The organism is Pinirhizobacter sp., from assembly GCF_036499745.1.
Taxonomy (GTDB): Bacteria; Pseudomonadota; Gammaproteobacteria; order Xanthomonadales; family Rhodanobacteraceae; genus Pinirhizobacter.
This window is the reverse complement of sequence record NZ_DASYDG010000054.1, coordinates 13,801-32,102: the sequence shown is the minus strand read 5'-3', so window position 1 is coordinate 32,102 and position 18,302 is coordinate 13,801. Positions and strand designations below refer to the sequence as shown.

Genomic DNA, 18,302 nt, shown 5'->3' with positions numbered 1-18,302 from the left:
AACCGATACCCGGTGCCTGCCCGCGGCGTCCTACAAGAAAGACAGGCGAAAGGGTATGCAACCAACGGCCGGGGGAATCGGCGTGACGTCTCCTTTCGTTCGGCATGGCGTCTCTTTCGAACGCCGCGCTGTGTCGGGGCTACGTTGACCCGCCCGACAGACGTGCGATCCAGGCCGGCACGTCCACGGCTTTCCGCGCCAGTTCCGGCGTCTTGACGCCATGTGCCCTGGCTTCGCTGGGCGTCACGCCGAAGCGGGCCCGGAAACTTCGCAGCAATTGGTTGCTGCTGGAAAAGCCAAGGGTATACGCCAGTTCCGTGATCGAACGTGGCGCGCGATCGGTTTGCGTCAATTCACGGTATACGGCATCCAGGCGCATGTCCCGCAACACCTTCGCCACGCCGCCGTCTTCGGCGAAGGCACGGTACAGGTGCGCGCGCGACACGTTGAAGCGACGGCACAGAAAATCCGGCGACAAGTCCAGCAAGTAGATGTTCCGTGCCAGGAATTCCGTGATGCGCTGATGCAGGCCCGCGCCCAGCGGAGAAGCACGAGCGGCGTCGCCGGGTCCATGGTCTTTGAGCGCCGCCGAGACCAAGGTGAGCACGGCTTCCTGCGCCGCCAGGGCCTGCGTGTCCGGCAGGGGCGTGTCGAGCAGGCACAACTCACGCACATACGAAGCAATCAATCGCGTCATGGGCCAGCGCGCTTTAAGCACGGCGCCATGAAGGTTCCGCTTGCCGGCGACAGCCTCCAGTGCCTGCCGCTGCAAGGCCATCGACATCGTCGAACCCGCTTCGATCCAGCCTGTGGCGACCTGCGCAAGATCGAGAATGCAGATGTCGCCCACACCCGCAAGAAGTTCCGGTCCATGGAAGTTGCCCTGGAGCGCGCCGGAGGTCACAAGGTGGAGGCGATAGTGATCAAGATCGCCTTGCTCGGCGATGTCGCGATCACGGCGGCGATGCGGCCGTTCTGGCGTTATCCCGGTTGACGGCGGCGCAGCGGTCCACGTTCGTTTTGAACCGTGGCGCGCCACCTCGAAACTGATATCGCCAGGCTCCTCTGCCTCGGCAATATCAGCGGACATAGATGCATCTTCAGCCACAACGAATCGCCCCCTGTCGGCTATCGATGGCACTAACGGTCCAGCTTCGCGCCATGCGCGAAACCAATTTACTTTGCAAATGCTAACAGGGCAGCCATCGTCGTCATGGAACGCAGATCACAGATCGACCTAGCCCGAAAGTCACGATTCGATGCCCGCCGAAATGCTGCGCGCCGAATTTGTGCATTCCTTGCTGGCCCCATGCGGTGCGCTTGCCTCACCCCCCGTTGGACTGAACCTTGCTCCGCGTGTACTCGCGGGCGATGGCGCGAAGAAGCATGCGGCCTGTCGTTGGATCCCCGTACTGACCGGTCATCTGTGCGCGGATCACCGAGCCTTCGATAACGACCATGACCGCCTCGTGGACGCGCTTTGGGCGGGACAGGCCAAGTCGCCTGGCAAGCTTCTGGATGAACTCACCCAGTTCCGCCTTGTGGTCCAGCACCACTTGGGCGATGAGCGGGTCCTCGTGCGCACCTTCGGCCACCGAGTTCATGAACGTGCAGCCACGAAAATCAGTTTGTTCGAACCAGCTTTCCAGGGTATCGGCTATGACCTCCAGCCCGGCGCCGCGCTTTGCCAGGCGCCTCTCGACCTCCGTGCGGAACCATGCCATCCACTCACCGCTGCGCTTATGAAGGAAGGCCACGATGAGGTCACGCTTCGCCGGGAAATGCCGGTAGAACGACATCTTCGCCACGCCCGATTCGGCAATGATCCGGTCGATGCCGGTCGCGCGCAGCCCCTCGCCTTCGCCGTCGACCACACCGCCCAGGGGCGCATCAACAGCCTGTACATGACGGCCATTTTCTTAGGGGGCGCCCTGGGCGTCATGATCAGCGGCTGGCTGATGGGCCGTTACGGCTGGCCAGGCAACGTCGCCTTCGGCGTGGCGCTGGGCCTCATGGCCGCTGCCTACCACTGGATTCCCAGGCAGGAAAGCGTCACTCACCATCCGAATCGGACCGCCCATCGAACACCCGCTCACCGGACCGATCGACCCGGGTGAGGCTCGCCTTGTCCCGGGTCGACAGGTGTAGGATTGTCGAGGCATCAATCCCAGCCCATGCCGCGTCCGTCGCGGCCGCCAGGAGGAAACCGCGCATGACCACGTTGCGTGTGAACGGGGAGGACCGCGAGGTCGACGTGCCGGGCGACATGCCCCTGCTCTGGGTGCTACGGGATGTGGTGGGCCTGACCGGAACCAAGTTCGGTTGCGGCATCGCGCAGTGCGGGGCATGTACCGTGCATCTGGATGGCAAGCCCGTTCGCTCCTGCCAATTGCCCGTGTCGTCCATAGGCGGTCGTGCCATCACCACGATCGAGGGCATCGGTACGACGCCAGAGGGGCAAAAGGTGCAGCAGGCATGGTTGGCACTGGATGTCGTCCAGTGCGGCTACTGCCAGTCCGGACAGATCATGTCGGCCGCCGCCTTGCTGGCACGCACACCCTCCCCCAGCGATGCGGACATCGACGCAGCCATGGCCGGCAATATTTGCCGCTGCGGCACCTATGTGCGCATTCGCCAGGCTATCCACCAGGCCGCTACCGGTAAGGTTTTCGGGCTCCAGGTAATTGTCGACGGGAGCCCGGCATGAACACCCGCACAAACAACGACCGGTTCGATGCAGGTCGTCGCACCGCGTTGAAGAGCGCCGGGACGGGTCTGGCCGTGGCATTCCTGTGGACGGCCGGGATGGGTCCCGCGTACGCCGCCATGAACGCACGCCGTCAGGATGCCGATCCCGCCGTGGCTGCCGCGGACGGCAATCCCCCATTCGCGCCCAATGCCTTCATTCGGGTGGGGGCGGATGGCAAGGTCCGTTTGGTCATGCCGGCGGCAGAAATGGGCCAGGCCATCTATACAGGCATCGCCATGATGCTCGCCGAAGAACTTGGCATCGGCCTGGACCAGGTCGCCATCGAGCATTCGCCGCCCAGCGATGCGCTGTACGGCCAGCCCTTGCTTGGTGGGGGCCAGATAACCGGTGGCTCCACCAGCACGCGCGGTCAGTGGCAGGTTTTGCGCGAAGCCGGTGCCGTGGCTCGCGAAATGCTTATCGCTGCGGCAGCTGCACAGTGGCACGTCGAGCCCTCCGGCTGCACGGTGTCGCGCGGCATCATCACCCATGGCCCTTCTGGTCGCCATCTGGGCTTTGGCACGGTGGCGACGGCAGCCGGCAAGCTGCCGCAGCCGGCGACGGTGAAGCTCAAGGAGCGTAAGGACTTCACCCTGATCGGCAAGCCACTTCGTCGCGTGGACTCGCCCGACAAGATCAATGGTGGCACCCAGTTTGGCATCGACGCTAAGGTGCCGGGCATGAAGATTGCCGCGGTACGCACCAGTCCGGAACTCGCTGGCAAGCTCGGCCCGGTGGATGATTCCGCGGCGCGGAAGATCCCGGGCGTCATCGACGTGCTGAAACTCGACAATGCGGTGGCGGTGGTCGGCGAGCACTACTGGGCTGCCCAGCGCGGCCTTGAATCGCTGGACATCACGTGGCTGCCGGGAGTGAACGCAAAGCTCGATACGCAGGCACTGATCGACGGGCTGAAAAAGAGCTCCCGGGACGGTCCTGCGCTGGTGGGTCGCAAGCCCAAGGGCGAAGCGCCGACGGGCGGCAAGCAGGTCGACGCAGAATACATCACTCCCATGCTGGCGCATGCGCCCATGGAACCCCTCAACGCTACCGTGCATGTCACGCCAGGCAAGTGCGAGATCTGGACGGGCACGCAGGTGCCCACGCGTGTCGTGGCCGAGGCATCACGTATCTGCGGGATCCCCGCCGATGCCGTTACGTTGCATACCCAGTACCTGGGCGGCGGTTTCGGCCGGCGCCTGGAAACCGACCAGGTCGAACAGGCGGTGGCTTTCGCCAGGCAGGTCAGCTACCCGGTGAAGGTAATCTGGAGCCGCGAGGAAGACATCCGCAACGACCGCGTGCGCCCGCTTTACTTCGATCGCATCTCCGCGACACTGGGTGATGATGGCCGGCCCACTGCCTGGCATCATCGCATCACCAGTGGCACCGTGCTGGGTCGCTGGATGCCCGGCGCCTTGGGCAAGGACGGCATGGACAGTGACGCTATCGAATGCGCGGCCGACCTGCCCTACTCCATTGACTACGCCCTGGTGGAGTGGATTCGCCACGACATGCCACCCGGGCTTGTCGTTGGCTGGTGGCGCGGCGTCGGCCCCACGCACAACCTGTGGGTCATCGAAGGTTTCGTCGACGAACTGGCTCACGCCGCCGGGAAGGATCCAGTGGCCTATCGCCGCGCAATGATGCCCAAGGGCTCACGCGCTCAAGGTGTACTGGACCTGGCAGCATCGAAGATCGGCTGGGGCTCGCCACTGCCGGCGCGCTGTGGCCGGGGCATTGCTGTCGGCTCGCCATTCGGCAGCCACGTGTGCCTGGCGATGGAGGTGGAAGTTTCGCCAGAAGGCGTGGTGAAACTGCGAAAGGCCGTGGCCGCCGTCGACAACGGCATCACCATCAACCCCAGTTCGGTCAAGGCGCAGATCGAGGGTGGCGTGTTGTTCGGCCTGAGCGCCGCGATGTTCAACGGCATCACCCTTGAGAAAGGCGTGATCGAGCAGAGCAACTTCAACGACTACCGCAACCTGCGTATCAACGAGGTGCCCCTGGTTGAAGTCCACCAGGTGGAAAGCGACGAGGTGCCCGGTGGTATTGGCGAGGTCGGTACCGCCATAGCGGCGCCGGCCCTGGCCAACGCCATCTTCGCGGCCACCGGTATCCGCCTGCACCAGTTGCCGGTGTCGCGTACTTCGCTTGCGCAGTCGAACGACGGCAAGGAGGACGCGGCATGAAACGGTTCTGGAAACGTCTCCTGGTCGTCGTGGTCGTACTGTTCGTCGTTGGCGTGGGCGCATTCTTCTGGCTGACCCGCACCGATCACTCCGACGGCACCGCTCCTGCCCTTGCAGGCGCGCCATCTGGGGCAGACCCCGTCGCCCGTGGCGCATACCTGGCGCGCGCGGCAGATTGCGTCGCATGCCACACCACCCCGGACGGCAAGCCCTTCGCGGGCGGCCTCGCCTTCAAACTTCCTTTTGGCACCATCTATTCATCCAACATCACGGCGGACCCGGAAACAGGCATCGGCCGGTGGTCCGACGATGAGTTCGTACGCGCGGTGCGCGAGGGCATCCGCAACGATGGCAAGCACCTATATCCCGCCTTCCCGTACACCTCATACACCGAGTTGAGCCGGAGCGACGTACTGGCGATCAAGGCGTGGCTCTTCACCCAACCGAAGATTCGCCAGCCCAACCTTCCCAATGAGCTGGGATTCCCGTTCAACCAGCGCTGGGCGATGGCGTTCTGGAATGCGGCGTTCTTCCGCAGCCATCGTTTCCAGCCGGACGCTTCCCGGCCACCTTCCTGGAACGCCGGCGCCTACCTGGCAGGCGCACTGGGTCATTGTGCGGAATGCCATACGCCGCGCAACTTTGGCTTTGGCCTGAAACATGGCGACGCACTCGCGGGCGAGGTTGTCCAGGGGTGGCGCGCGTACAACATCACCTCCGACGGCATGCACGGGCTCGGTCAGTGGTCCGATGCCGCGATTGCCAGTTACCTCAGCACCGGCCATGCCGATGGCCACGCGTCGGCCTCGGGCCCCATGGGGGAGGCGGTCGAGCACAGCCTGCAATACCTCCGGCCCGAAGATACGGCGGCGCTCGTCACCTGGTTGCGTGGCGTGCCTGCCCGTGACGGCAAGGATCCCATCGTGGTGAACGCGCGGCCGAAGGCTGTGCTGGCTTCGGGTGACCGCGCTCCAGCCGGCGACAACGCGGCAACGGCCCTGGGCTCTGAGTTGTTCGAGGGTGCATGCGCGAGCTGTCACCAGTGGAACGGTGCCGGCCAGCAGACACCCTATGCGTCGTTGGCCGGAACACGTGGAGTCAACGATCCGAAGGGCGCCAATGTCACCCAGGCGATATTGCACGGCGTGAAGATGCGCATCGGCGAAAACGACATTTACATGCCAGCCTTCGGACATGCCTATAGCGACGCCGAGGTGGCGGCGCTGGCAAACTATGTCATAGGGCACTTTGGTGACAAGCGCGGCGAGGTGACGCCCAAAGACGTGGCGGTGCGCCGGACACTATAGGTACTGGCGAAAGCGGCGCCTTCAGTCACTATCCGAATCCGACTCTGCCTCGTACCCGAACCCGGCGCCGGACTTGAATGTGTGTTTGGTCTGCGCAAGTTTGGCTGTCGACTTGCGCACCTGCTTGGGCTGGGATTCGTAGCGGCTCTTCCAGATCTTGCCCGGCTCGCTGCCGAAATCCACGTCGTGCCCTTCGGATTTGGTATGGCTCATGCGACCTGAACAGGTCAGGCACGGGCGCATCTTGCCCCCGATAACCGTCCGTGTCTTGTGCCCGCTGGTCTCCAGCAGGTCCATGAATTTTTCCTCGACGTGACGCCCTTCCTGGGTGCGGTCGCTGTGCACGATAAACACCCTGCCCTGGCTCTTGAAGGCGTCCTTCACGGCCTTCTTGTCGGTCATGTTGAGATATTCCGGCGCCACGTCCCGCAGAAGTTTGGCGGAGTACGCCGCTGATGAGCGCGAGGCCGCGTCCGCGCCCTTGCCTTTCTTTACCCATTTCTTTTGCCCGCTCTCGTCGAACATGCGGGACTCCAGCTTGCTGGCATGCCGGCTGGTAATGCGGCCGCCCGCGGATTTCCTGGTGGCAAAGTAACTTTTTTCCACCAGCGCCTTGCGCGTCCTGTCCTGGTAGGACAGCGTCTTATGGAGGGTGAGTGCAGTGTCGTCTTCGTTGCTGCCGATGAAGATGTTGGTGCCGGCGCGCATCATCTGGATTTCAACCGGGTTATCAAGGCCTTTCTTTTTTGCCCTGTCCTTGGCGTGGAAATACAGCCGGGTGGAGATATGGCGGAACAGCTGCCTTTCACGATTGCCCGAATAACTCCTTGGCGCGATGGTCTTGATACCTTTCCTGGACTGAAAACCAGCCTGCGAAGCGCCACTGCCCTTTACGTGCGGAGCGATCGCGTTGTCCCAGGACGTGCTGCCTTTGATCTTAGGCATGAAGGTAGCCTCGATGATGATGGTTGAAACGATTCACAACCGTATTCACAGCTTTGCATTCTTGCGTGCAACCTGGAACGCGCGACTGCGGGCCAAATGAAGCGGTTGCAAACGCTTGGTGCCCACCCATTTGCTGAATTCGGCGGTCATGTCCCGGCGTGCTTCGTACGCGTCGCCGGCCCTGGCCATCCAGGTGAGTAGACGTTTGTTGGCCTGGCTCTGGGTCGCGGGAAAACCGGTGCCGTAGGCCTCGGGATGCCACTGGATGCCCATCACCGGCGCCCCGTGCCGGCTTTCAAAGGCTTCCACGCTCTGCTTGCTCACTTTGCCAGGCTTGTTGAGGTACGGCGGGTCGTGGGGCGTACCCCCGCGGGCGCTTACCGTCAGAAGCGGTGCCTTCTCCGGCCCTATTCTGGTAACGCCCTTCAGGCGGCCGGGACGCTGTTCTTCCGCGACAGCCCAGTGAGCTGTGTTGACCTTGTCCGGCGTGAGTTGATGATCGTCTTTGAACACGCTGGACAACATGGTGCCGGGCTGCACCTGCACACCATGCTCACTGGCAACCTTGGCCACCACGCCCTTGGTGGTCAGGTAGGGCATGATCCTCGTCTGGTGCGTCTTTGGCTTCACTCCGCGGGTGCTTCCCCCATAGGATTCAAGTACCCGCCATGACCCGCCGCAGATGCCGAGCACCGGGCGCCCAGTCAGCTTTGCCTGTTTCAATAGCTCCTTCTCGTGTGAGACACGCCGGCCGTGACGCACGGCGGCGCTGCCTTCTGGGACATGCTCGCGATTGCGCGGCGTTTCCGAGTCCAGACCGTAGTTGCCGCCCGGAATGAACAACAACCCTTTACCAGGATGAGTGTCCGAATCGGGGCGTCCGCCGGGCAATTCGCCTTTGTATCGGCCCTTGGTTTGCTCCCCGGGCGCTTGCAGGGTCGGCGTCACGCCCTGGTGATGGCTGATCTCCGTCGAACGCCCGGTCGTGCTGCGGATGGTGTAGTGATCCCAGAACGCGCCTGCGCCATGTGCATCTTCGCGATGTGAAATCGTGATGGGCTGACGTTTAATGGGATTGTGCGCAGCCAACTTCATCGATACTTCGCTGCTTCTTAGCTTGCGGGCACCCTCACTGTGTATCGGTCCCAGCGTCGTCCCGTGCCTGTGCTCGAAGCCCTTCGTGCCGTAAGGGCCCGCGACGATCCCGCCGCGACTGAGAATGTCTTCCCGGGTCGAGGATTCCTGCCGCTTGGGTCGGAGGCGAATCACCCGGCCTTGCGGCTTGGCCTTAACGAAACCCAACACCTGCTGCTTCGGATCTTCGTATTTTCGATGCGCCATGGCGGATCCTTTGGAGATGCCTGCAATAAATGATGTGGTTTGTCATTTTTCGTGGCTATTGGGGCGAACGCGACGTTCCGGCTCAGGGCGGTGGTTCACTCCTTGACCGGGGCCCATGTCCAGTTTCGGTTCTTAGGCATATCGATGTTCCTTCGTTGGGCATGACGGGCGTTTTCTTGATCCTCATTGCCCACGGCTATTGGGTGGTGCGACCGCTGGGAGCACTCGCGCGTCGCTCAAGGAGCGCTGCCGGCGCCCAGTCGTATTGGTCTTGGTTGCCATCTGGTTCAACGACTTCGTGGTGAGGTCGCGCGTATCGGACTCGACCGACGTATTGACCGATGGCTTGAACCAGGCGTGATGCAGGTCGCTGCGGAACGCTTCCATCGCCGTGTGCGGCTGGTTGCCGTGCGAAGCCAGGTAGCTGCGGATCACCGGCGGCACCATGCCCTGCAGGCGGTTGTCGCCATGCATGACCGATCCCACCTCCCACTTCTTGCGTTCGCGTTCTTCCTGCACGTGGTCCACCAGGCTGTCGAACGTGGCCGGCTGGCGCAGGTCGTTGTTGCCGGTCAGGGCTGCGTATCGCGCCGTGGGCAGCGCCGCCACATGCGGCTTGGCCAGGTTCAGCCGCGTCGAGGGATCGGACATGTGCTTGATGGTTGCCAGCGCGCCCATCACCGCGGTATCGAGGAAGCGGTCGGGTGATGCCATGTCCTGCACCGACCGGGTTACCGCCGACTCGCGGATGCCATCGCGCCCATTACCGATCTGGCCGTTGCCGTGGCCGGTGGTAATGGCGCCGGCAGTCCCTCCGACCGCCGCGGACTTGATCCCCGGCGTGTGCCCGGCGATGGGTGGCCAGGCGCCGGCCGCAGCAGCAGGATTCGGCGGCGGGTTGTACCAGACAAGATCGGCGTTGCGCGAGCGCACCTCGAAGATATCCTTCGCAGCCCGCTTGCGAATACCTACCCAGTTGGCACGCGTGTTGAGCACGCGCGTGGCGATATTCTCGTCCAGTCCGATGCCAACGAAGGTCGGTACGGCACCCGGCCGGTTGGTCAGGATGTTCTGCGCCGTCACCCGCACGTTGCCGCCGTACTGGCCGGCGACACCGGCGTTGTGCTTGGCCCATTGGGCCCATGGAGTGCGGCGCACCTTCAGCTGAGCCCTGACAGCAGGATTCAGGCCCTTCCGGGCAAGCTTGCCCATCCTCTGCGCCTGCGGGGCAGGACGTCCTGAGGCATAGAAGCGCCAGGCATTGCGCGTCCGGGTAAAGGCATGGCGAAGCGTCAGTTTATCGTCGGCGTGTGAAGGCATGGGCGCCTCGCGCAGGGGTGCCCGGCAGCGGCCGGGATTCGTGTCGATCGCCGCGCGGCATCACAGCGGCGTGAACGTCAGCTTGTGATAGGTGCGGGTATTGGTGGTGAGGTCCTTGACGCTGGTCATGTATGTACGCCCAGTCGGCTGTCCTGCATTGCTGTAGTTCTCCTTCACGATCAGGCCGGCGCGATTCCTGAGGGGGTTGTTGTCTCCCGGCGCCGTGACGTCCTTGATCAACCTGGCGACCCGGTTCTCTATCCTTTTGTGGGCGCTCAGGTTGATCCTACTTCTTTCGTTGGCCAGGTTGCCCGGGACGCTCGGGCCGCCAAACCTGTCCGATACCAAGTGCGCCTTGTGCACGCCGGCCGGCACGTAAGCCGGGTTGACCACGCCGATGCCAGCCAGGTTGTCGCGGGCTGCTCCCGGCCGGCGCGTGCGCAGCTTCGCGGACACGTACACCTTCTTGACGCCACCGCCCACGCCCGGATAGTTGCTCTGCCGCTGCCCGAAGCGATTGACCCGGTTGAGGTTTGCCTTGGTCTTGAATGCCCGGTACCGGGGCTGATCGATCTGGGCATAGTGGATCCTGCCGATCGTGGTGTTTCCTTGTTTAATGTCTTTGCGTGTCCAAGCAGGCATATACGTGTCTCCTCGTTAGTGGACGTCAGGCGTCCGTGTCGCCCCCGGGCAGTTCGAAAATATCGACCCGCCCTCCACCTTTCAGGAACACTTCCCGATACAGCTCCGCCGCATTCATTCCGCCCCACGCCACGGCGCGGCGGATCAGGTACGGCACCGGGCTGTGCGGTTCCACTTCCATAAGGTAGTCGCCGATTTCGGCCAGCATCTGGTAGGCGCGTTCGCGCTCGCCGAACATATCGGTAGTGCGGCGCTGGTCACCTTCTTCTTCGGTGTCTTCATCCGCATCGCCACCGGAAGCAGCCGGCGGCGATGCCGCGGGTCCGCGCCGGGTCAGCTCGCCCCGCAGCAGCGCCTCAATACGGGCGAGCAAGTCGTCCAGCTTGCTTAGCGAAGGCGTTTCCGGGCCCAACCGGCCGCGTAGCGTCTGCTCGAATGCAGTGATGGCGGCGCGACCGTCGCCCACCGCTGAATATTGTTCGTGCAGTGCTTTGGCACTGACGTGTGCCAGTAGCCCGTGCAGATCGTCGAGCGAGGCGGCCTCCCGTGCTTCGTCAGGCAGGTCGCCGTTCACGGCGCGCAGGCGCTCGTGGTAGTGGGCCAATTCCCATTGCGACCAGCTGGCCATGTGGTCGTCGTCTTCAACCAGCGGCAGCAGCGCAACGGTGTTGAGGAGCTTTTCGTTGATCCAGCGCACGATGTTGCAGCGCGCGTCGAAGCCCTCGCCGTCATCGCGTGGATGCAGTGGCTCCCACCACTCCTGGCACAGGCCACGCAGCAACGTAAAGCATGGCGCCAGGGCAACGTACCCGCTCTGGTGCAACTCCGCTTCCAGCACCCACGCGCCCAGTTGCAGATCCTTGCCGACGGTGTCGAGCATGCTGGCAGCCAGTTGTGAAACCTTGGGCCAGTTGGCACGGCGGGGCTCCGTGGCCCATGCGCCCATCGGCAGCGTGGTGTCGTCGTTCTGGCGCAGCTGCTGGATCATGCGGAAGGTCATGCTGCCGCGAGCAGGCACGCCCGTCGGCTGCGGGCCGTCCAGCGGCGAGACGAGCCGCGCCAGGGAAATGCCCAGGCGGCGCTCGAAGTATCCACCGTCGTCGCAGGCGGTCGCGGCCGTGTCCTGCGATGGCTCGGCGTCGATCGCCCTGGCTTGCGCGTACTGGCTCATTGCTCCACTCCAGGCATCACCACAACACGGGCGCCTCACGTGGGAACGTGGGCGCCTCCAGCGACACCGGCGCCTTGGTAGCGGGGTCGGTGCCGGAAAGTTTCAAGGTCAGGTACAGGTCGGCCTGATCGGTTGCCTTGCCACCGCCGGACGCATCGTTGCCGTCCAGTACAGGCACACGGAAGCGAAGCAGACGCTGCCCCGCGTCCAGCGCGTTGGCATCGGCGGGCGTGCCGCGCGCATCGAGCCAGCGCAGCAATGCCCACGAACCACCGGTATCGAATATGGCGTGGTAACCGCTGCTGTGCAGGTCGGGCTGGGCAGCATCGGGCAGTGGCATGTAGCGGGAACGGTCGGCCCATTGCAGGTCCAGCGACAGCGGCGTGCCCACGCTCCAGGCGAAATCATCGTCCGCGCCCGGCCATGCCGCGCCCTGTGCGCCGCCAGCACGCAACGTCCAGCCGATCAGCTGGTTGCTGATGGGTGAATGGTCGGGCAAGGCGCGGAAGCCCACTTTCACCTGCACCGGCAGGCTTTGCGGTTGCGCGGAGAGGTTGCCGGCAAAGAACGCTTCCACCGCATCGAGTTGGTCCAGGAACGCCTTCATCTTCGCCGCGCGCGGGCCGGTTGCGTGCTCAAGCCAGGCCTTGAGCTCCGGCTTCTCCTTGCCGTAGTAGACGAAGAACGCCTTGACCACGGCCGGTGACACCTCGCGCGAGTCGGTGGGCCCGAACGGGTAGCGCCCTGCCAGCTGGTTGTTGAACAGCATGCCGATACGTGCGTAGTGCAGATCGGAACTGGCCTGCCCGCGCCCTGAACAAGCGGCCCTGGCGAGCTTCTCCATCTCGTCGCGACGCGCGGAGAACAAATCGTTGCCCACCGGTGGCGGCGAGTACGCAGCCAGCGTCGCCTCGCAATTGGCATAGGAAAGACTGGACAGTTGCTTCAGGAAGAAATCGTTCAGCTGGGCCACCTGGCCGGCCGGGTCGGCGAACTGCACCGCACGATTCAATTCACTGATGGTGCCGCCCCAGTACGCATCGACCTGGGAATTGATGCGCTGGCTGTTGTTGATGCCCTGGACCTGCCTGAGCAGCGTCACGAACGGCGCGGCGTAACGCGAAAGAACCTGCACGCGCTGCAGCTGACGGTCGAGGTAGCCCTGCAGCACGGGCACCGTGCCCAGGTCGAACAGTGGCGCGGTATCGTCGTCGCCGCTGGCGGGCGGCGGGTTGTACAGGTGGCTGGACGAGGCGAGCGATGACGCGTCGAGCAGCATGCTGGACGCATAGTTCTGCGCGCACTGCCCTATCTCGTCCGCAAGGCTGCCAAAGCCCAGCTGACGCATGCGCTGTTGTGACCGCAGCAGGGGGTCGACTGCCGCGGACAGGCTGGAGCTTTCATCGGACAGCTCGCGGTCCAGCTGCGAGGAGGCATCCAGGCCGGTGTCGACCACCTGGACCTGACTGCGCTGGTTGCGCGCCAGGCTGTCCTGAAGTGCCAATCGCAGCTGGATGCGGGCCAGGCGTTCGTACAGCGGTTGGTCGCCGGTTGCGCCCACCTGCCCCAGCCGCTCGCGGCTGGCAAACTCCTGGTATTCACGCAGCTGGGCCAGCACCCCATCGAAGGTGTTTGGCTGCCATCCGCCGGCGGCCCCGTTGCAGCTGTATGGCAACGGCGACTTCACCTGCATGAAGGTGGTGGAGGCCAGGTCGTGCAGGCCGCCCACTTCGCGGCCCAGGCCCGGGCTGATGCCCTCCAGCCGATGATTGGAGGGATTGATCACGAACAGTGCGCCGTAGGGCGCCAGTGTAGCGCTGCGCAGGCTGTCTACCGCCGGCTGGTAGCAGTTCTCCTGGTCGAAATAGTCCAGCGTGTTGTGCAGGTTCGGATCGTAACGATGGTGCTCGATAAGGTCATTGATACCTGGTGCGAGTTCGTCGCCCATCCGGCCGCAGGGGTTGTCTTCCGGCGTGCTCAACAGCCAGCGGCTGTGCACCCAGCCCAGCCAGCTGTTGAAGCTGCGCAGGTTGCCCAGCAGCGGCGGCTTGCCTTCCTGCAGCGACGCCAGCAGGGGCACACCCGCCGCCGCGCGGCGCAGCAGGTCGCTTTCGGCCTGGGCGGCCATCCGCTCGAACTGCTGGCCCAGGCGTTCGCGCATCTCCGGAGAAACGGCTGGAACGTCCGCATAGGTTGCCTCCACCAGCGCATCGCCCAGCGGGCTGTCACGCTTGACCGTGTCGGCCGGCAGTGGGCTGCCGAAGAGATATTCGGACAGCGCGCCGAAATTCACCAGCACGCCACGCCGTGCGACCATCCCGGTTTGCGCGATACGGGCGAAACGCTGCAAATTGTCTTCCAGCGCGGACAGCTCGCTAAGTTGGTTCTTGAGCTGCTTCTGGTAGTCGGCGTAGACCGCGTCCGGTGCTGCCGCGTTCTCGGACAATTTGAGCGCGGTGGCAGACAGGGCCTCGATCCGTTGCGTCAGCTTGCATGCCATGGCCGGCAGGATCACTTGCTGCAGCGCGTTCTTTGACACCACTCCGGTGACGCCACCCTGGATGCGGCGGTCCACCCACGACAGCGGAATGGCCGTGTAACGGGTGCTCTCGCTCAGCAAGGTTATCTGCGCTATCAGTTTGTAAATGCGTTCCTGGTCCAGGCAGCCGTGCTGGGCCAGGGTCTTGCTGTTGAGCGAAATATTGATGAGCGTGTCGCGCAGCCCTTGCGCGTGCTCGTTTACCCGCGCCGCGCTCCACGGCAAGGCCACCACCAGCACCACCGCGATGCCTACCAGGCCCAGCTGCAATCGCCGGATCAGCCGGTTGCGCGCCAGCAAGCCTTTCTGGGTGCGCTGGGCAAGGTGCTGCTCAGCCATCGCCTTGTCGCGAATGAATTCCTCGACAAAGGAAACATCCTTGCGCGGTCCGCTGACATCGGGCAGGTCGTTCGCACCTACGACGCCTGTGAAATAAAGGCCACGGCAGAACGAGCGTGTCTCATACACATTGGTCTTGAACAGCGTGGCAAGGAAATCCAGCGCTGGCGCCTGCAGGCTGCGCATGTGTTGGGGAAACAGGAAAAAATCGTCGACGTCGTCGATGTGGTCCTTGCGCGTAGCCGCTTCCAGAACGAGGCTGCGCAAGCCATCGATCACTTTGTCGAAAGCCTTGGGCACCCACTCGGCCGGCAAACCGTTATCGTCGAGGGTGGAACTTGACCAGCCGACGATCTGGCTACGCAACCGCGTATCCTGCGTTCGCCAGAAGCCGTCGAACCCGGGCACGGTGTCGCAATGGCTGAATACCACGTACACCGGCAGTGCGTAGGCGAAAGCTTCCTGCACGTCGTGGATGCGCGCATAGGCATGGCGGCCCATATCCGCACGCTGTTCGGTTGTACAAGCGCACAGCCGTTCGGCGGAGATGACCCAGACGATGCCGTCCAGCGCGCGATCCGGGCGCAAGCTGTCGATGTCAGCGAGCATCTCGCCCCAACGCGCGTCGGATGCACTGGTCACAGCGTTGCGCGGTTCACCGAGCACACTGTCCGGATCGATAAGGATGCCCTTTTCCAGGAACAGCCACTGACTGTTGGGCACCGCCCGGCTGAGGTAGGTCTCCTGACTGGTCTGGCGCTGGCGCGCGGCGCGCTGCAATTCCTCGGGCACGGAAGCTGCAAGGCTGCTCTTTCCATCGCCGGGAAAACCCATCAGCAGCAACCACGAGCTGCGGTAGCGCCAGTCGCGGCGCGCCCACACGTAGCGCACTGCGTGCTCGATGACCGCGTAACGCCGTCGCACGCCATCGCGAAAGCGGACCCAGCGCCCCTGCCTGTCGGCGTTTCGGGCCGGACGCACGGCCAGCGCTTTCGAACGTGCCCTCCACATCAACCAGGCGATCAACACGAAGGCAACCGCGGCCAGAACGGCCAGCGCAAGGAACAACGGATCGACCCCGCCGCCGGAGATGCTCGAGGTGGATGCAGAAGCTGGCGCGGCGGGCGGTGTCATACCGCCCCGTTGATCGCATCGAGCAGCGACCAGGTCAGCAGCAACCACACGAGCGACGACAGCGCCAGGTAACCGATCGCACCATAGGCCGCAGCGCGGAGCCAGGGTGCGAGTGCGATGCGCGTGTTATCACGGTCGGACACCACCGTGTAGTCATAGGCCTGGGGGAATGCGTGCGCCTGGACGCTCCCCAGCTTGCGCCCGCTGGCCAGCGGATACAGCCTCGACCGGTATTCACGGAGCTTCTGCCTCCCCTCCGGGCCGCGGTGCATGCCCTGGAAGCCCAGTTGCATGGCCAGCAACAGTACCGCGGCCAGGTCCGCGTCCAGCATGGTGCGTTCACCTGCACCCATCAGGTCCTCGACGAGATCGAAGAACCGGCGTCCGGCCACGCGCGTGCGCTCGACGGTGTATTCGAGCAGGTACTCAGGCCAGTGCTCGGCGCCTGGCCATCGCAGGTCAAGAATGAAGATTTCATCGGCCAGCGCCACCATCGCGTAGCGCGCGTGCCTGTAGGTGCCCAGTTCTGCACCCGTCGCCGTTCCCTGCACGTCGCGCGACTGCCGGTCCAGTACCACCAGCAACCGGTGCGCGATCCGCTCGGCCAACTGGTGCGGTTCCATCTCCGCATGGGGGTTGTCCGGCTGCAACAGGCCGACCAGCTCGCCCTTGAGGATGGCAAGCTTGATCCGTGCCATTTCCTCGTAGAACGCCGAAAAGCGCCCGAGCAGAAAGTTGGCGGCGGCGATGTTGGCGCTCATGGATGCGGCGGACCTCCCTCGCGCGGCAGGTACAGGGTGATCGCCGCGGGAACGTGCTCGTCCGGCTCACCCAGGATGATAAACGTGTGGCCTTCGCTGATCAGGGGCCGTGAGCCGCCGTCCTCGCCCTCGATGAGGGCGTTGTCCACCTCGTAGACAAAGGCGCCGGGGCGGAGATTGAGCGCGGCCACCTGCGCCGGCGTTGTCTCCTTCACGGTCGCGCCGGGGTACCGGCGCCGCACCAGCAGGTAGATCAGCTCTTCGTTGGCCATGCGCGCGCTGCCCAGCCACTTCAGGAGCGTGGCGGCATTCTGACCCGCGCGCGGGGTAAGTTCGACCAGCAGCTTGCTGACATCGATGCCGCGCGGCAGCTGGATGCGGAATCCCGAGGCGCCCACGCGCTGGAATTCCAGCACGCGATAATTGGCATTGAGCCGGTGCAACTGGTCGCGTACATACGTGATGGCCCGAATGAAGCCAGGCTGGCAATCGGTGTGGTCATAGGGCCCAAGCACCGGCGGTGGAGGCGCACCTGGCGTGGCGGCCACGAAACCGACCAGTTGCGACAGGCCCAGGTAAAGGTCCGCCGGATGCGTGGTGGCCGACTGCAGCATCACGTCGAAAGCCGGCAAGGCCATCACCAGGTGGCGAGCGGCCTGCACCTGGGCACTGCTCTCGCTGTCCAGGCGCGACTGGCCGCGGTCGTCCAGGCGCACGCCGAGCAATTCGCGGTATTTCTGCCACAGCAATTCCGACAGCATGGCAAGCGAACGCTGCAGGCTCGCTTCATTCTGGAAAGCGGAGGTGCCGATGCAGAGCATCGGCGGATGGAACGGGGTCAGGTGCACGCCGCGCGAGTCGCCGTACAACTCCAGCAAGGGCACCGAGCAATAACTCTTCGCAACGCTGTCGCCGGCCGCAAGGCTCAGTTTCGGCCTCATGCGGTCGATGACGATCTCGTCCTTGCCGGTGTTCTCGTCGGCTTCCAGATCGCCCGGCTCGATGGTGTAGCGTTGCATGTCGCCGATATCGCTGGCCGCACCCTTGCCGCGCACCGGCACGCGCAGGTGCACGCGCACCCTCTTCTGCTGGTTCCAGTCGTTATCGCTCAGGTCCAGCAGCAGCGCCGCTGGGGCAAAATGCCCGGGATAGTCGATCACCAGCCCGTCGGTCATCACGCAACGCAGGCGCTGGAACACCACGCGGCCCTTGGTGAGCTCGGTGGGATCCAGCGCCATCTCGAGCACGCCCCAGGCATGCGGTTGCAAGGTCATCATGCGTCGATGAAGCAGGTTGTTCCAGTAGATGTCGTTCTGCTGGAAGTGATGCGGCGACAACAGCATGCCCTCCGACCAGGAGACCGCTTCGGGCAAGGTTTCTGCAACGTCGTCGAGGGCGTTCATGGCATGTCCTACTGTTCGGTCACGGAAACCTGGGTGGCGACCAGCCACACCACGGCGCGGTGGAATTTGGTGAGGTCGGCGCGCGCCTGGCCTTCCTTGGCCTGGTAATTGGCGTAGGCATAGACACCTATGGCCTTACCTGCGCGCTTGGGCAGCGGCACCGGATCGATCACCTGCGCCGGCGGCACTTCCAGGTGCACCACGTCGATCCGCTGGCCCAGGCCATTGAGCAGCGCGGTCTTCTGCCCGAACCACTCCGGACCGGTCTGGGGCAGCATCGCCACGCTGGCTGTGTCGTACAGGAACACGATGTCCAACTGCACGGCCGAATTGAGGTTGGCGCCCGGAGGCGCTGCAACGCGCACGCTCGATAGCGTCGTGGTCGGGGCGCGGCCAAGCAGCTTATTCACCGCGCCGCAACCGGCGAGCCCGGCCAGCAGGATGGCCATTGCCATGGCA

At 64.1% G+C, this 18,302-nt stretch carries 15 protein-coding genes; 4 read left to right on the top strand and 11 right to left on the bottom strand.

Features of this window, described 5'->3' with window-relative positions; genetic code table 11:
* Positions 1-139 precede the first annotated feature (139 nt).
* Positions 140-1,090, bottom strand: a complete 951-nt coding sequence (locus VGM61_RS19570) for a helix-turn-helix domain-containing protein (protein ID WP_414694910.1) — start codon at positions 1,088-1,090, stop codon at positions 140-142.
* Between the two features lie 235 nt (positions 1,091-1,325).
* Positions 1,326-1,808 carry a TetR/AcrR family transcriptional regulator gene (locus VGM61_RS17855; RefSeq protein WP_414694911.1) on the bottom strand — a complete coding sequence of 161 codons (483 nt, stop codon included), beginning with the start codon at positions 1,806-1,808 and terminating at the stop codon, positions 1,326-1,328.
* Between VGM61_RS17855 and VGM61_RS17850 the strand changes: the two genes are divergently transcribed.
* From VGM61_RS17850 to VGM61_RS17835, 4 genes are all read left to right on the top strand, one after another.
* Positions 1,743-2,117, top strand: a complete 375-nt coding sequence (locus VGM61_RS17850; RefSeq protein WP_331524250.1) for an MFS transporter — start codon at positions 1,743-1,745, stop codon at positions 2,115-2,117. The genes VGM61_RS17855 and VGM61_RS17850 overlap by 66 nt on opposite strands.
* 95 nt (positions 2,118-2,212) lie before the next feature.
* The gene (locus tag VGM61_RS17845) at positions 2,213-2,707 is read left to right on the top strand and encodes a (2Fe-2S)-binding protein (protein ID WP_331524249.1); all 495 of its coding nucleotides are present in this window, start codon (positions 2,213-2,215) and stop codon (positions 2,705-2,707) included.
* Complete coding sequence (locus tag VGM61_RS17840; RefSeq protein ID WP_331524248.1) at positions 2,704-4,941, top strand: xanthine dehydrogenase family protein molybdopterin-binding subunit; 2,238 nt, start codon at positions 2,704-2,706, stop codon at positions 4,939-4,941. The genes VGM61_RS17845 and VGM61_RS17840 overlap by 4 nt, the downstream gene beginning before the upstream one ends.
* Positions 4,938-6,248 carry a cytochrome c gene (locus VGM61_RS17835; RefSeq protein WP_331524247.1) on the top strand — a complete coding sequence of 437 codons (1,311 nt, stop codon included), beginning with the start codon at positions 4,938-4,940 and terminating at the stop codon, positions 6,246-6,248. The genes VGM61_RS17840 and VGM61_RS17835 overlap by 4 nt, the downstream gene beginning before the upstream one ends.
* A 21-nt stretch (positions 6,249-6,269) precedes the next feature.
* Here the strand turns inward: VGM61_RS17835 and VGM61_RS17830 are convergent, their stop codons facing one another.
* The 9 genes from VGM61_RS17830 to VGM61_RS17790 all read right to left on the bottom strand — a co-directional run bounded on the left by VGM61_RS17830 (position 6,270) and on the right by VGM61_RS17790 (position 18,298).
* The gene (locus VGM61_RS17830) at positions 6,270-7,193 is read right to left on the bottom strand and encodes a hypothetical protein (protein WP_331524246.1); all 924 of its coding nucleotides are present in this window, start codon (positions 7,191-7,193) and stop codon (positions 6,270-6,272) included.
* 45 nt (positions 7,194-7,238) lie between these two features.
* Entirely contained in the window at positions 7,239-8,534 is a 1,296-nt protein-coding gene (locus VGM61_RS17825) for a gamma-glutamyl-gamma-aminobutyrate hydrolase family protein (protein WP_331524245.1), read from the bottom strand.
* Positions 8,535-8,717: 183 nt separating this feature from the next.
* The gene (locus VGM61_RS17820) at positions 8,718-9,854 is read right to left on the bottom strand and encodes a hypothetical protein (protein ID WP_331524244.1); all 1,137 of its coding nucleotides are present in this window, start codon (positions 9,852-9,854) and stop codon (positions 8,718-8,720) included.
* A gap of 60 nt (positions 9,855-9,914) precedes the next feature.
* Positions 9,915-10,496: a hypothetical protein gene (locus VGM61_RS17815; RefSeq protein ID WP_331524243.1), complete on the bottom strand. Its 582-nt coding sequence runs from the start codon at positions 10,494-10,496 to the stop codon at positions 9,915-9,917.
* Positions 10,497-10,521: 25 nt separating this feature from the next.
* On the bottom strand, positions 10,522-11,667 hold the full coding sequence (tssA, locus tag VGM61_RS17810; RefSeq protein WP_331524242.1) for a type VI secretion system protein TssA: 1,146 nt from the start codon (positions 11,665-11,667) through the stop codon (positions 10,522-10,524).
* Between the two features lie 16 nt (positions 11,668-11,683).
* Positions 11,684-15,679 carry a type VI secretion system protein gene (locus tag VGM61_RS17805; protein ID WP_331524241.1) on the bottom strand — a complete coding sequence of 1,332 codons (3,996 nt, stop codon included), beginning with the start codon at positions 15,677-15,679 and terminating at the stop codon, positions 11,684-11,686.
* A complete protein-coding gene (locus tag VGM61_RS17800) occupies positions 15,676-16,440 on the bottom strand; it encodes a DotU family type IV/VI secretion system protein (protein ID WP_331524240.1) in 765 nt (254 codons plus the stop codon). The genes VGM61_RS17805 and VGM61_RS17800 overlap by 4 nt, the downstream gene beginning before the upstream one ends.
* Positions 16,437-17,843: a type VI secretion system baseplate subunit TssK gene (gene tssK, locus VGM61_RS17795; protein WP_331524239.1), complete on the bottom strand. Its 1,407-nt coding sequence runs from the start codon at positions 17,841-17,843 to the stop codon at positions 16,437-16,439. The genes VGM61_RS17800 and tssK overlap by 4 nt, the downstream gene beginning before the upstream one ends.
* Before the next feature lie 8 nt (positions 17,844-17,851).
* Positions 17,852-18,298, bottom strand: a complete 447-nt coding sequence (locus tag VGM61_RS17790; RefSeq protein WP_331524238.1) for a hypothetical protein — start codon at positions 18,296-18,298, stop codon at positions 17,852-17,854.
* Between the last annotated feature and the right edge of the window lie 4 nt (positions 18,299-18,302).